At 67.8% G+C, this 13,174-nt stretch carries 13 protein-coding genes; 7 read left to right on the top strand and 6 right to left on the bottom strand.

Features of this window, described 5'->3' with window-relative positions; all coding sequences use genetic code 11:
- Window positions 1–246 precede the first annotated feature (246 nt).
- A complete protein-coding gene (locus OID54_RS16810) occupies window positions 247–1,782 on the bottom strand; it encodes an FG-GAP and VCBS repeat-containing protein (protein WP_329020438.1) in 1,536 nt (511 codons plus the stop codon).
- A gap of 128 nt (window positions 1,783–1,910) precedes the next feature.
- Window positions 1,911–2,870 (bottom strand): AraC family transcriptional regulator, encoded by a 960-nt coding sequence (locus OID54_RS16805; RefSeq protein ID WP_329020436.1) that lies wholly within the window; start codon window positions 2,868–2,870, stop codon window positions 1,911–1,913.
- Between the two features lie 151 nt (window positions 2,871–3,021).
- On the opposite strand from OID54_RS16805, the gene OID54_RS16800 reads away from it, so the two are divergent.
- Window positions 3,022–3,900 carry an NAD(P)H-binding protein gene (locus tag OID54_RS16800; protein WP_329020434.1) on the top strand — a complete coding sequence of 293 codons (879 nt, stop codon included), beginning with the start codon at window positions 3,022–3,024 and terminating at the stop codon, window positions 3,898–3,900.
- Here the strand turns inward: OID54_RS16800 and OID54_RS16795 are convergent.
- Window positions 3,864–4,085: a hypothetical protein gene (locus OID54_RS16795; protein ID WP_329020432.1), complete on the bottom strand. Its 222-nt coding sequence runs from the start codon at window positions 4,083–4,085 to the stop codon at window positions 3,864–3,866. The two genes, OID54_RS16800 and OID54_RS16795, sit on opposite strands and share 37 nt — an antisense overlap.
- 871 nt (window positions 4,086–4,956) lie before the next feature.
- Here OID54_RS16795 and OID54_RS16785 point away from each other — a divergent pair.
- From OID54_RS16785 to OID54_RS16760, 6 genes are all read left to right on the top strand, one after another.
- Window positions 4,957–5,787 carry a helix-turn-helix domain-containing protein gene (locus OID54_RS16785; RefSeq protein ID WP_329020428.1) on the top strand — a complete coding sequence of 277 codons (831 nt, stop codon included), beginning with the start codon at window positions 4,957–4,959 and terminating at the stop codon, window positions 5,785–5,787.
- On the top strand, window positions 5,784–5,999 hold the full coding sequence (locus OID54_RS16780; protein WP_329020426.1) for a DUF397 domain-containing protein: 216 nt from the start codon (window positions 5,784–5,786) through the stop codon (window positions 5,997–5,999). Before OID54_RS16785 ends, OID54_RS16780 begins: the two co-directional genes overlap by 4 nt.
- A gap of 28 nt (window positions 6,000–6,027) precedes the next feature.
- Window positions 6,028–6,222: a DUF397 domain-containing protein gene (locus OID54_RS16775; protein ID WP_329020424.1), complete on the top strand. Its 195-nt coding sequence runs from the start codon at window positions 6,028–6,030 to the stop codon at window positions 6,220–6,222.
- 686 nt (window positions 6,223–6,908) lie between these two features.
- Window positions 6,909–7,268 (top strand): SH3 domain-containing protein, encoded by a 360-nt coding sequence (locus tag OID54_RS16770; protein ID WP_329020422.1) that lies wholly within the window; start codon window positions 6,909–6,911, stop codon window positions 7,266–7,268.
- 207 nt (window positions 7,269–7,475) lie between these two features.
- Window positions 7,476–8,174 carry a response regulator transcription factor gene (locus OID54_RS16765; protein WP_329020420.1) on the top strand — a complete coding sequence of 233 codons (699 nt, stop codon included), beginning with the start codon at window positions 7,476–7,478 and terminating at the stop codon, window positions 8,172–8,174.
- Window positions 8,171–9,796, top strand: coding sequence for a sensor histidine kinase (locus OID54_RS16760; RefSeq protein WP_329020418.1), 1,626 nt, complete (start codon window positions 8,171–8,173; stop codon window positions 9,794–9,796). The genes OID54_RS16765 and OID54_RS16760 overlap by 4 nt, the downstream gene beginning before the upstream one ends.
- A gap of 16 nt (window positions 9,797–9,812) precedes the next feature.
- Here the strand turns inward: OID54_RS16760 and OID54_RS16755 are convergent, their stop codons facing one another.
- Genes OID54_RS16755 through OID54_RS16745 form a run of 3 tightly spaced genes read right to left on the bottom strand, consistent with a single transcriptional unit; the run spans window position 9,813 to window position 13,173 of the window.
- Window positions 9,813–11,024: an ABC transporter permease gene (locus OID54_RS16755; protein ID WP_329020415.1), complete on the bottom strand. Its 1,212-nt coding sequence runs from the start codon at window positions 11,022–11,024 to the stop codon at window positions 9,813–9,815.
- Window positions 11,021–11,773, bottom strand: a complete 753-nt coding sequence (locus OID54_RS16750; protein ID WP_329020413.1) for an ABC transporter ATP-binding protein — start codon at window positions 11,771–11,773, stop codon at window positions 11,021–11,023. The genes OID54_RS16755 and OID54_RS16750 overlap by 4 nt, the downstream gene beginning before the upstream one ends.
- On the bottom strand, window positions 11,770–13,173 hold the full coding sequence (locus OID54_RS16745; RefSeq protein WP_443055606.1) for a peptidoglycan-binding protein: 1,404 nt from the start codon (window positions 13,171–13,173) through the stop codon (window positions 11,770–11,772). Before OID54_RS16745 ends, OID54_RS16750 begins: the two co-directional genes overlap by 4 nt.
- Window position 13,174: the final 1 nt, after the last annotated feature.

The raw sequence follows: 13,174 nt of genomic DNA, 5'->3' as shown, positions 1-13,174 counted from the left end.
GACACAGTCGACACTCCCGTGAGCGGGCAATACGGATCCGATAATCACTCGCGCGCACGATCTGTGCACTCTTCTGCCGCTGCGACCCTCCCTAACGGCCCAACAGCCGAGGTCACAGCGTTCATCGGACACACCGCCGCGGTCCATTCGGGCACGGCCCCGGCTCGATCGCTCGACTGCCCGACCGATCGATCAGAACCGTGGTGCGTCCCGCCCGGACACAACGGGCGGGACGCAGACGGGACGTCAGTTGCCGAGGGTCTCCCCGAAACCGGTCTCCGGCACGGCCCGCAGTCCGAGATCGGCAGGGCCGAACGTCTTCGAGCCCTGACCGGTCAGGCCCTGGGTGGTGCCGGGCAGGACCGAGTACCTTCCCACCGCCGGGTACTCACCGGGAGCCCCAGCCACCAGTTCCGCACGACCGTCGCGGTTCATGTCGATCAGCTTGACGACCCGTCCGAAGAGGTCGTTCGCCGCCATGTCCCCGGGCACGCCCGCCGTGTCCAGGTCGTGCACCTGGGCGCCCTGACCGGTGAGACCCGCGGGCCCACCGAAGAGGGTGGTCACCCGACCTGCGAGGGACTTGTCGCCGACGGTTTCGACGGGGGAGCCGGCGGCGACGTCCGCGTACCCGTCGCCGTTGATGTCACCGACCGAGATGGAGGAGCCGAAGTAGTCGTCGCGTTCGACCGTGCCCGGCACGCCTTCGGTGTCCTGCGTGAACACCTGCGGTTTCCGGTCGGTCGCCTGACCGTTCTTGCCCCCGTAGACCACGGTGAACCTGCCGGCGAACGGGATGTCGCCGTGATCCGCCCTCCAGTCGCCGAGCACGATGTCCCCGTACCCGTCCTTGTCGATGTCCCCGATGCCCAACTGCCGGTCGTCCGCGCCGAGGCTGACGAGGTCCTTGCCGGCGGCGTCCTTGAGCGTTCCCGCCTTGACCAGGCCCTTGCTCGTGCCGCGCAGGAGCTCGATGCGCTGATGGACCCCGGCGCGCCCCGGATAGACCTGGAGCACGAGGTCGCTGATGCCGTCCCCGGTCACATCGCCGGTGGTGAGCCCCGGGTGGACATAGGTCTGACCGTCCTTCATCCCGAGGGACGCGATGCTCTTGGGCTTGCCCTTGCGGGTGAAGGGGCCGTACAGCACATCGCCGCCGCGGCCGTTGCTGTAGTCACCGGCCGCCAGGTCGGCCGCACCGTCCCCGTTGAAGTCCCCGGCGGCCAGGGCCATGCCGCGGCGCACGTCGATCGAGGTGGGGGCGGACTGCTGCACGGTGCTCGCCCCGTGCTTGGCCAGTCCGTTCTTGCCGCCCCAGATGATCGTGTTCTGACCGGCGTTACGGCGGTAGGTGCCGTTGACGGTCAGGTCCTCGCCGACGGTGGAGACGGCGAGGTCGGTGAAGCCGTCCTTGTCGAAGTCGCCGGAAGCGGTCCGGTGGCCGAAGCGGTCATGACCCTCGGGGGTTCCGGGTATGCCCTCGGTGCTCGTACGGATGAGCTTCCGCTTGGTGGTGTCGACCCCTTGGCGCGAGCCGTACAGCACCATCACGGAGCCGCTCGCGTAGGCGCTCCCCGCCGCTGAGTCGGTGTTGCCCGAGAGATTGACCACCAGGTCCCGGTAGCCGTCCCCGTTGTAGTCCATCGGTTTCGCGGCCGGTGCCTTCGCGGCCCGAGCGCTCTTGCCGTCGACGGGCGCGGCAACGGCCACGGGAGCGAGAGCGCCCGCAGCCAGGCAGGCGGAGGTGACGGCGATCGCGGCGGCGAGGGTCCGTGTGCGCAAGGTGTGTTCCCCACAGGTCGAGACTGCTGGTCCCCCTGCCGCTTCAGCTGTGGTGATCAACAGGAGTCCCTTGGGAGACCCGCCCGACAAGAGAATGGTTGTACGCGGCACCTGGGGCGTTGTGGGCGCTATCCGGCTTGGCGAGCGAGGGCGGGCAGATGGCCGGCCCGAGCGGTGGCACGGTGCTCCGACGGCCGTACGCCCAGGGTCCGCTTGAAGGCCACGCTCAACGCGTACGCATTCGAGTAGCCGACCCGACGGGAGACGGCCTCCACGGTGTCATCGGTACGGGCCAGCAGATCGGCCGCCTGACAGATGCGCCACTCGGTCAGGTACGTCATCGGCGGCTGCCCCACCAACTCATTGAACCGCTGTGCGAACCGCGCCCGGGACACGCCCGCCTCCGACGCCAGCGAGGCGACCGTCCACGGCCGGGCCGGATCGCTGTGGATCAGCCGGAGCGCGCGCCCCACGGTGGGGTCGCCGTATGCCCGGTACCAGGCGGGCGCCTTCGCCTCGGGGCGGTCGAACCAGTCCCGCAGGGTGGTCACCAGCAGGAGATCGAGCAGCCGGTCGAGAACCACCTGCCGCCCCGGCACGTCCCGGTCTATCTCCTGCGAGATCATGCCCAGCGCCGGGCAGCCCTCCGGCGCGGCCGGCACCCGGGCGATGGGCGGCAGTGCGTCCAGCACACGTTGCGAGACGCTTCCCTCGACCTGGTAGGTGCCCTTCAACAGCACGGTGTCCCGGTGTTCCGGTGCACACATCGGCATCGTGCCGATGATCAGTCGGCCGTCCGGCGTCGTGCAGCGGTCGTCCTCGTGGACGAAGGCGAGCGGCGCCGTACCCGGCTCGTCGGAGACGGTGTACGGCTCGGGGCCGCGCACCAGCACCAGGTCACCGGGGCGCAACGGGACGGGCGCATCGCCGTCCACGCTCACCCACGCCGAACCGCCGAGCATGGTGAGCAGGGCGAGCGGGGTGCGTTCGAGGAACCGCATCGACCAGGGCGGATTGAGGGCCGACCGGTCGAAGAGGGCGCCCTGGGGCCGTACCTCGTGCAGCAGGCCGGACAGTGCGTCATCCATGTGCACCAGTGTAGGAGGGCAGCGGTGGGCCGATCGGTTCGACCGGTGCGGGCAGCCCGGACCGCGTACGACCGCGGCGCGAGACGATCAGACATCACAACGAGAGCGACAGCCATCCTCCGTACAGCCGCAACCCGCTTCACTGGTCCACATGACGAACTCTTCTGCTTCCGCTCCCTCTGTTCCTTCTGCTTCTTCGTCCCCTTCTTCGGTTCTGGTGACCGGCGGTACGGGCAAGACGGGCCGCAGGGTCGCCGATGTGCTCCAACGCCGCGGCTTCTCCCCCAAAGTGGCCTCCCGGTCGGGTGCGGTGCGCTTCGACTGGACGGACCGCACCACCTGGGCTCCCGCCCTGAGCGGCGTAGACGCGGTCTATGCCGTCACCTCCGAGGACCCGGGCGCGATCGACGACTTCAGGGACTTCGTGGCAGCGGCGACCGAAGGCGGTGTGCGCCGACTGGTGCTGCTCTCCGCCCGGGTGTGGGAAGAACTGGACGACGGCAGTGGCAGCGTCCTTGCGACCGAGCAGCTCGTGCGCGATTCGGGCCTGGAGTGGACGATCCTGCGCCCGACCTGGTTCGCCCAGAACTTCACCGAGTTCCCCTACCTCGTGGGGCCGCTCAGCAAGGGAGAGCTCCGCATCCCGGCCGGAGAGGGACGCGAACCCTTCGTCGACCTCGACGACCTGGCGGAGGTGGCGGTCGCCGCCCTCACCGAGGAGGGACACAACGGTCGTACGTACGCCCTGTCCGGCCCGCGGGCAATGACCTTCGGCGAGGCCGTTGCCGAGATCGCCCGCGCCTCGGGCCTCGACCTGCGCTATGTCCCGGTCACCGAGGAGGAATACCGTGCCGAGGCCATCGCGGCCGGAGAGCCGGAAGAGGTCGCCGAGATCTTCGTCGAACTGTTCCGGCACATCCGCGAGGGCAGGTCGGAAGCGCTCTCGAACGGGGTACGGGAGGCACTGGACCGCGACCCGGCCGACTTCAGCGCCTACACCGGGCGTACGGACTTCTCCGTACTGGGTTGATCGAGCGCACCGGCACGGGGCCGCTCGGCGACATTGCAGCGCAGGGTTCTGAGCTGCAACGTGGTCTCCACCAGCGCATAGGGCCGTACCAGCGCACAGTCCTCACCCCGGAGCGGTGCGAGTCGCGCCACCACATGCGGGGGAGTGGGGGTGGCCCATGCGGACCACCACGGCCGGAACGACATCCGCCCATGACGGGTGGGACCCGAGGGCGGGGAATGGCTGTGTCGTCCGTGCGATGGGAAGAACCGTTGCAGCACTCGCGTCAGAGCCCGTTGGACCATGCACATGGGTCGGGATCAGCTCCTTGGAGACAGCTTTCGGCCAAGCCGGGGCTGGCCTTGTCGTAGTCGTAGGGGGGATGGGTGGCCCCGGCCCTCGCGTGTTGGGGCACGGGCGGACCGGAGCCGTGAACCCCCCCGCGGGGTGCGGGCACCGCGAGCGGGAGATCTCAGCCGTGCCGCGGGGGTCGTCCGCCTCCCGGGGCGGGCCCTGCCGCACATTCCGCATGCGCATACGGATCGGGCCGCGCGCCACTCGCCGAGAAGCCCTCGCCGACCCTGATGGCGAAGCCCGCGATCGGCCGATCGCACAGGACGCAGTATTCGACGCCCTCGGTCTGCCGTAGGAGACCTTCCCCGCTTCCCACCGGGAGCCAGGGGCTTCGCTCGGCTGGTCCGGGATTCACCGAAGTGGGTTCCGGCTACGGGTATTCGCCTGGGAATTCAAGGCCCGCAACCGCTCATCCGAACTGAGCGGTCGGACGCATTCTGGTTCCACTTCCCATTCGGCCCCACCACGGATGGGCCGCAGTGCCCACGAAGAACCGGAAAGCCCCCGGAACTCACCCACCTTGTCCGTGGAACCGTCGTACATCAACTCACCCACGGCGGGCGGGTCATACTTGCCCCCACCTGCTTCTACGTCCATCCGCTGTGCACCTCACCCGGTCGCGTGCTTCTCGCCGAAACTGCACTCCCACTGTGTCCCGCCGGGCGTACGCTCGCTAGAGGAAACAGGGTTCCAACGCATCAGGAACATTGCGGAGTTGGGCGTATGAGCGAATACACCTCCAACGAGTTGAACGAACCACAGGACGGCGCCGCCTTTCTCGGTATGGAGGTCAAGTCGGCGCGTGAGTTCGTGGGCATGACACAGCAGCAATTGGCGGACGCGACGCATTACAAGCGCCCGTACGTCACCAAGGTCGAGGGCGGCACACTGCTCGCCTCGGAGAACTTCGCGGAGGCGTGCGACCGCATCTTCGAACGCCCGGGGTCGTTCGCCCGGCTACGGAGACGGGTGAGCGAGCGCGGTCACGCGGGCTGGTTCATCCCGTACGTGAAGCTGGAGCAGGAGGCGTTAGCGGTCACGGACTACAGCAACGCCTTCATCATGGGGATGTTGCAGACGCGGGAGTACGCGGAGGCTGTCTTCCGCTCGGCCTTCCCGCGCGAGACCGACGAACAGATCAATGGCCGGGTCATGGCACGACTGTGCCGACGCGAAGTGTTGGATCGCGAAGACCCGCCATTGCTCTGGGTGATCCTCCATGAGTCGGTACTCCACACAGTGGTTGGCGACCGGCGTGTCATGGCACATCAGTTGAGGCATCTGATGGCCGAGGTCGAGTCACCGCACATCACCATTCAGGTCCTGCCCTACGACGCGGGTGCCCCTGCGTCCAACCTTCCGTTTAACCTGCTCATGCAGGTGGACGGGGCAACTGTCGTCTACTCGGAGACGTTCGGGCGAGGCCAGGTGAACGATTCAACCGACGTTGTCACCAGGGCTCAGGCAACCTACGACCGTCTTCGTGCGGATGCCCTGTCGTCCGAGCGGTCAATGGCCTTGATTCACAAAATCATGGAGGAGCACCTCAAATGAAGATCACCTTTGACCGGAGTGCGCTCATCAGTTGGGATAAGTCCAGCTATAGCGGTGGTGAAGGGCAGTGCATCGAGTGGTCGCCCTCCTTCGCTGTGGCCCATGGCGTCGTCCCCGTCCGTGACAGCAAGGCGCCTGCCGGTCCCGTCCTGATGCTCTCCCCGCAGAGTTGGGCTGGGCTGGTTGCCATAGCCCGCTCATCGGGGGAGTAGCCAAGTGGCCGGTGTCGAGCGTCCGAGCATGAGTGCGTTGTGGGCCAAGTCCACCTACAGCGGTGGCGAAGGGGGCAACTGCATCGAGTGGTCGCCCTCCTTCGCTGTGGCCCATGGCGTCGTGCCCGTCCGTGACAGCAAGGTCCCTGCTGGTCCTGTCCTGATGGTTTCCCCGCAGAGTTGGGCCTCCCTCGTGGCCTTGGCGCGTACCGCAACCCACTGATCCATCCAGTTCCATCACCAAGCGGCCCCATCGCGTCCCCGATCCCGGCGGAGGCGGTGGGGCTTCGTTGTGGTGGGTTGGCATCGGCTCGTGGCGCTGCTCGTGTTGGCCTCAGCACTTCGCATGCCGAGCGCCAGTGGAACGTCCATTCCTATCGCGTGATGTTGCCCCCGACTGCGATAACCACTCGACGGCCGTCATCGACGCCGGTATCGTAGCCGCCTCATTTTTGGGCCTTCAGGAGATCTCGACGTGATAGCTCGAAGCTAGGGCGCGCTCTTGCTGGGCTTTTCTTCTCGCGACTGAGATCGATTTGAGTTCGATGGGATTCGACGTTTAAGGCGTCCCCTGGGGAAGGGTGCGTGATTCCACTATCCCGGCGTGCTATTGGGCGATTGGGTATCACGTGCTGAAGTCAAGGCGAGCCTTCGGTGGGCTGTTGTTCCAGGCCAGAGGCCCGCTGGGGAGCTTCGGGCCGTGAGCGCAGATCCATCCGACGGGTGGCTATCCGGCCGCTTGAGCATCTTTATCAAGTCATCCAAAACCGGAGTCCTTTCCTCAATAAGTCCTCGGCGGCATGGTTCCTTATGTCGCCGCATCGCATTCGATGTGGTGATCATTTTTCCCGCCCCTGCATCGATTGGGGTGCGTGATCAATGCCAGTGAGTCTCACAGTAGGGGAATTCGTGAAGCGTCGATTTGCAGCAATCGTTCCGGCAGTCGCCGCGGTAGCCTTTGCGCTCCCGCTCACCCTCTCCACCTCAGCGGTGGCGGCTGCGCCGTGCGGGACCACGGCCACTGACAAGGACAACAGTGCCTGGAACAACACCGCCAACGGGGCCAACCAGAGAAGTGGTTCGTACACCAGTTGTGCGATCCTCGGAATCGCTTACTCAAGCCACAACCTGGACTACCACTGCTACACCCGGATCGGTTCCTCCACCGAGACCTGGACCTACCTGAGGAATGACAGCGCCAGCCCCGACACCTACGGGTGGGTTCGCGATGACCTGCTGAGCGACGGCGGCAGCCTCGACCCCTGCTGACAACGCCTGAACGAGGCGGGTCGTCCCCGTTCTCAACGATGACTGGTCTGACCTCGGTGCGTGCCGGTGATTCCGGTGCGCACCGCGGTGCTTCCAGCCGTACTCACCAGCGGCTTTGGCTCAACGGCTGCCATTTCGATGGAACATTGCGCACCGGCGCATAGGCTCTCTGGGTACCTCGGGTTCTCACCCCAAAGGAGCCACGTTGTGAGCCCTCGCATCCTCGTAGCCGAGGACGACGTCAAACAGGCGCGGTTGATTCGCATCTATCTTGAGCGCGAGGGCAATGAGGTGCAGATCGTCGCCGACGGTCGTTCGGCGATCGACCGCGCACGGTCCACCCGACCCGATCTCATCGTGCTCGACGTGATGATGCCGCACGTGGACGGCCTGGACGTGTGCCGCATTCTGCGCGCCGAATCCCAGGTACCGATTCTGTTGCTCACCGCGCGCACCACTGAGGAAGACATGTTGCTCGGCCTGGATCTGGGGGCCGACGACTACATGACCAAGCCCTACAGCCCTCGGGAGTTGACCGCTCGGGTGCGGGCCCTGTTACGGCGGGCCAAAGCGGCAGGGCGTGCCGGACCCACCGTGTTCAGGGTCGGCGAACTGGAGGTGGACCCCGCACGCTTCGAAGTACGTATTGCGGGAGAGCCCGTGGTGCTCACCGGCAAGGAGTTCGCCATCCTGGGCGTTCTGGCAGAAGAGCCCGGCCGAGTCTTCACTCGGGCTCAGATCATCGACCGCGTCTTCGGTTTCGATCAGAACGTGATGGAACGCACCGTCGATGCGCATGTGATGAACCTGCGGCGGAAGCTGGAGAAGGGCCGGGGTCACCAGTACGTGGAGACCGTGTACGGACGTGGCTACCGGCTGACCGCGCCATCCGGTGCGGCCCGATGAGCTTTCGACTGCGGGCGATCGGCCTGTTGATGCTCGTCGCCCTGGTCGCCACCGCTGCGACCGCGTGGCTGACCTGGCGGCAGGCCACCGGACAGGTGAAGGACTCCGTCACCGCCGGGCAGCAAGAGGTCGCACGCATCACCACTGCATTGCGGGAGTACGGCTATGCCCACGGCACCTGGGACGGCGTTTCTCCCACGGTGAGCAAGCTTGCGAAGGACACCGACCAGCGCATTCGGGTCGCGACGGAGTCCGATGTGCTCCTTGCCGACTCTGACGTACTCGCCGGTCGTGAACCGCGGAGCGAGAGTCGACAGCCGCCCGTCCTCGTCGACCCCCGCCCGGAGATCCGTATTCCTCAAGGGCTCATGCCGCGGGCCGCGTGGAAGCACACCCTCGGTCTGATCGGCCAGTACCGGTCCACCGTGCGCTATGCGGCGTGCCTGACCGGCTCGGGCGCCGAGGTGAGCGTCCGCCGCGACGATTCCGGGCTTCCGCAGATCAGCTCCGCACACACCTCCACTCCGTGTGTGAAGTCGCAGGAGACGACCGACAAGGAGTCCGGAGGGGCCTATGAAGAGGTCTCGGCGTGCGAGGCCAAGCCGGATGTGCCCGCCTGTCTTCAACTGGCCTTCAACAACCACACCGCCGACGTCGCCCCGCCGCGACTCGAAGTCCAACTCGGCCATCAGGACGAGTCCCCGCCGACTCTCGCCGCAGCCCCGGCCTTCGGAGTGGCGGCGGGAGTGGCGCTCGCGGTCATCCTGGGTGCCCTGCTGCTGAGCCGGGCTGTTCTCCGTCCCGTCCAGGCTCTGACCATCGCCGCCCGCGGCCTTGGGGAAGGCGATCTGAGCCGACGGGTGCCCGCCGCCGGGAAGGACGAGATCGCCGAGCTCGGGCGGGCGTTCAACCGCATGGCCGGTTCCATCCAGGACGGGGAGCAGCGTCAGCGCCGGCTCACCGGAGACATCGCCCATGAACTGCGCACCCCGCTGGCCAATCTCCGCGGCTATCTGGAGGCGTTGCAGGACGGGTTCGTCGAGCCGACCCCTGATCTTCTCGACTCGCTGCACGAAGAAGTGATGTTGCAACAGCGGATCGTGGACGACCTCCAGGACTTGGCACTCGCGGAAGCCGGGGCACTCACCTATCACCGTGCCGACCTTGACCTGAGGGACCTCCTGGAGACCTGCCGTACGGCTCTTCGGGCGCAGGCCGAGACCGCGGGGGTCCTCCTGGTCGTGGAGGCGCCGTACTCCGTACACGTTCACGCAGACTCGGACCGGCTGCGTCAGGTCGTGGGCAATCTGGTGGGCAATGCGGTCAGGGCCACGGCACCTGGCGGGACCGTGACCCTGGCTCTGGTTCCTCAGGGGGAGTTGGTGGTCGTCGAGGTGAGGGACACGGGCAAGGGCATCCCCGCTGACGACCTACCCCATCTCTTCGACCGCTTCTGGCGGGCGGATGCCGCCCGTGGGCGGGCCACCGGAGGCAGTGGCCTCGGGCTCTCGATCGCCCGTCAGATCGTCGCCGACCACCGCGGGTCCATCGAGGTGCGCAGCACGGTGGGGGTGGGAACCACCTTCACCATCGTCCTGGCCACAACGGGGGCTCCCGCATAGCAACGTTGTTGCGCGGTCAGGTTCCGGCCAGCGCCTCGGTCGGTGCCAGCCGTCCTGCTCGTACCGCGGGATAGAGACCGGCGAGCGCGCCGATCAGCAGGGTGACGCCCATACCGGCGCCCGCGGCCCACATCGGGACCTCGGTGGGCCAGTCCCGTGCGTACGCGTATCCCGCGGTGATGACCGTTCCTAATGCCGTTCCACCGAGCCCGCCGAGCGCCGACAACAGCAGTGCCTCCGCCACGAACTGCCCGCGGATCTGGCCGCTCGTGGCGCCGAGGGATCTGCGCAGCCCGATCTCCGGGCGGCGCTCCAGCACCGAGATGACCATGGTGTTACCCACACCCACCCCGCCCACCAGCAGTGCGACCCCACCGAGCCCGAGGAGCAGCCCTGTCAGCGCGGACTCCGTCGCCTCCCGGGCGGCCAGCGCGTCCGACGGCCGGGACACGGACACCTCACTCGGGCGTTCCGGGTTAGCCGTGGCCGCCAGCACATCTCGTACCGTCGTCACACTGTCGTCACGGGCCCGGACGTACACCGTGGACGGATGGCCGTCGAAGGGCAGATACGTCTCGGCTGCCTGCCAGCCGACCAGGGCCGACTGGTCGATCTCCGGTGCGAGCGGCACCGGTTTCAACACCCCGACCAGGGAGAACCACTTACCGCCCAGCCAGAGCCGGGACCCGGGAGTGTGGACGTCCAGTCTGCGTGCGGCTTGCGCGCCCAGGACGACCGCCGGGTACTGCTCGGTCGCGTTCTGAAGCCAACGGCCGCTGTGGATCTTGCCACCGATCGTCTTCAGCAGGTCCGGCCCCGCCGCCGCCACCTCCACACTGCTCGTGCGACCCGAGGGGACGTGCTCATTGCGGTAGACGGCAGCCTTCTTGACCGTACCGGTCGCCGCCACCTGCTGTACGGGGCCGATGCGCTGGACCATGGGGACCGTGTCCCGCGGCAGCGGCTTCTTCTGGCCGTCCATCCCCTGACCGGGAGCGATGCGCAGCATATTGGTGCCCAGGCTGTCGAGTCTGCGATCGACCTCCGCCCTGCTGGAGCTGGAGATGCCCACCACGGCGACCATCGCCGCCACTCCGATGCCGATGCCCAGAGCTGACAGGAAGACCCTCAGAGGGCGGGTGCGCAGTCCAGTACCACCCAGCCGGACGAGGTCGGCGGGCCCCAACCGTGCGGGGCGCAGCACGGGCGCCCGACGGCGTCGGCTCATCGCAGCGCCTCCGAGCGGGTCGCAACGGGACCGCTGTCCGCGACGATCCGCCCGTCCCGCATCTCCACCCTCCGGTCCAACTGAGCCGCCATTTCCCGGTCGTGCGTGATGACCACCACCGTGGTCCCCGCGGTGTGCAACTCCCTCAGCAGAACGAGCACGGCGGCTCCGGACGCCGAGTCCAGATTGCCGGTGGGCTCATCGGCGAGCAGGACGGCCGGTTCGCCGATGACCGCCCGCGCCACCGCGGCGCGTTGCCGCTCGCCGCCCGACAGTTGATGGGGCAGATGGTCGATGCGATGGCTCAGACCGACCCGCGCGAGTGCTTTGGCCGCCCTGCGCCGCCGCTCCCGCAGGGGGACGCCCGCGTACAGCAGCCCGTCGGCGACGGTGTCGAGCACCGGCACTCCCACGGCGAGATGAAACTGTTGGAACACAAAGCCGATGCGTTGTGCCCGGAGCGCCGAGACCTCGCGATCGGTGAGTCGGTCGATCCGGTGGCCGTCGACGGTGACCTGACCCGAGGACGGTCTGTCGAGCGTGCCCATCAGATGGAGCATCGTCGACTTGCCCGACCCCGAGTGACCGACGACGGCGACGAGTTCCCCGTATCCGATGGCCAGGTCGACTTCGCTGACGGCGGTGACCTGACCGGCGTACGTCTTGGACACCCGGGCGAACTCGATGACCTTTGCGCCGGGCGTTGCCGCCCGGGTCTCCGGGACTGAGGCGGGGTTCGCTGTCGTCACTGGGGAATCCTCACCTTCGCGCCCTCGGTGAGATCCGGGCTCGTCACCTCGACCTTGCCACCGGCGAACAGACCGGTCGTGACGGGGATGAAGCGGTCTGCTGTGGAGCCATCGGAGGCCAGTTCCAGGCCGTGACCGCCCTCAGCGAGGGCGACGAGTGCGGCCACCGGAACCGTGAGCACCCCCTTGCGCTCCTTCACGAGGTACCGGACGGTGGCAGGGCCGCTCTCCAGTCGGCCCAGCGACTTCTGGTCGGTGAAGGTGATCACCACCGATACGGTCGCCCGTCCTTCCGGTGCTCCGGTGCCTCCGTCGCTCCCCTGGCCGCTTCCGGCTCCGGCAGCCGGTGCGGACGCGTCCGTTCCGACACTGCTCACCTTCCCCTTGACCGATCGCCCGTCCGGCAGCTCGACCGAGACCTCGGTGCCGCGCTGGGCCCAAGCGGTCTCGGAGGCCAATGCGCTCACGGTCACCATGCGGGAGGTGCTGGTGTAGCTGACGGGGTCGCCCGCCGATGAGGCGCCGATGCGCGTGTTGGTGGCCGCGATGCGGATCGGGCCCGGTCCGTAGACGATGTCTCCGGTGCCGACCCGCCCGGTCTGCGGGACGCCCAGGTCCCTCTGCCACTTCTTGACGGCCTGAGCGGTCAGCTCGGAGTACGACTCGTCCACGGTGAAGCCCGTGTATCCGAGGGCGCTCAGATTCGTCTCGAACTGTTTGACGTCCATGCCGCGCAGGGCGGTCGTCCGTGTTTGCGGAGCGCCGGCGGGCAGGCCCTCGGCGCCGCCTGCTTGTCCGCCACCGCCGGTCGAGGTGCTGCTTCCCGTACCGCCCGTACCGCCCTGCCCCGTACCGCCCTGACCCGGGGTGGCCGTCGTCCCCCCGGTACCGGCTGCCGGAGCGCCCTGCCCGTTGGTGTCCGCACCTTCCGTCGCAGGGTTCGCGGCAGAGGCCACCGCCAACTCGCGGTACATGGGCAGACTGCCGTACAGCAGCGTCACCGGGCGATCGTCGACCCTGAGCACAGGCTTTCCCCGGCGCACCACCGTGCCCCGCTCCGGCAGCCAGGTCACCGTGCCCTGCGCCTTGATGGGGAAGGGCACCTCGGGTCCATGGCCCAACTGTCCGTCGATCTCAGTCTGGTCGACCAGCGTGGCACGGGTGACCTGCACGGTCTTGCTGCTGCGGCCCGGAGCTCCGTCGGAGTCCTCACCATCACCGCCCAGTCCCAGGGCGCCGACCGCGCTCACCGCGGCGACCAGCACGATCGCCACCCCCACCAGTAGCGGGCCACGGCCTCGTCTGGCGGCGCCCCTACGGCCTCCCGTGTGCTGTTGCTCCACCACGGTCTCGCCCGTCCCGGGCTCGTCCTCGTTCGTCACGGCTGTCACGGCCCTCATC

This window comes from Streptomyces sp. NBC_00690 (assembly GCF_036226685.1).
Lineage (GTDB): Bacteria > Actinomycetota > Actinomycetes > Streptomycetales > Streptomycetaceae > Streptomyces.
This window is presented reverse-complemented; position numbering and strand designations above follow the sequence as displayed.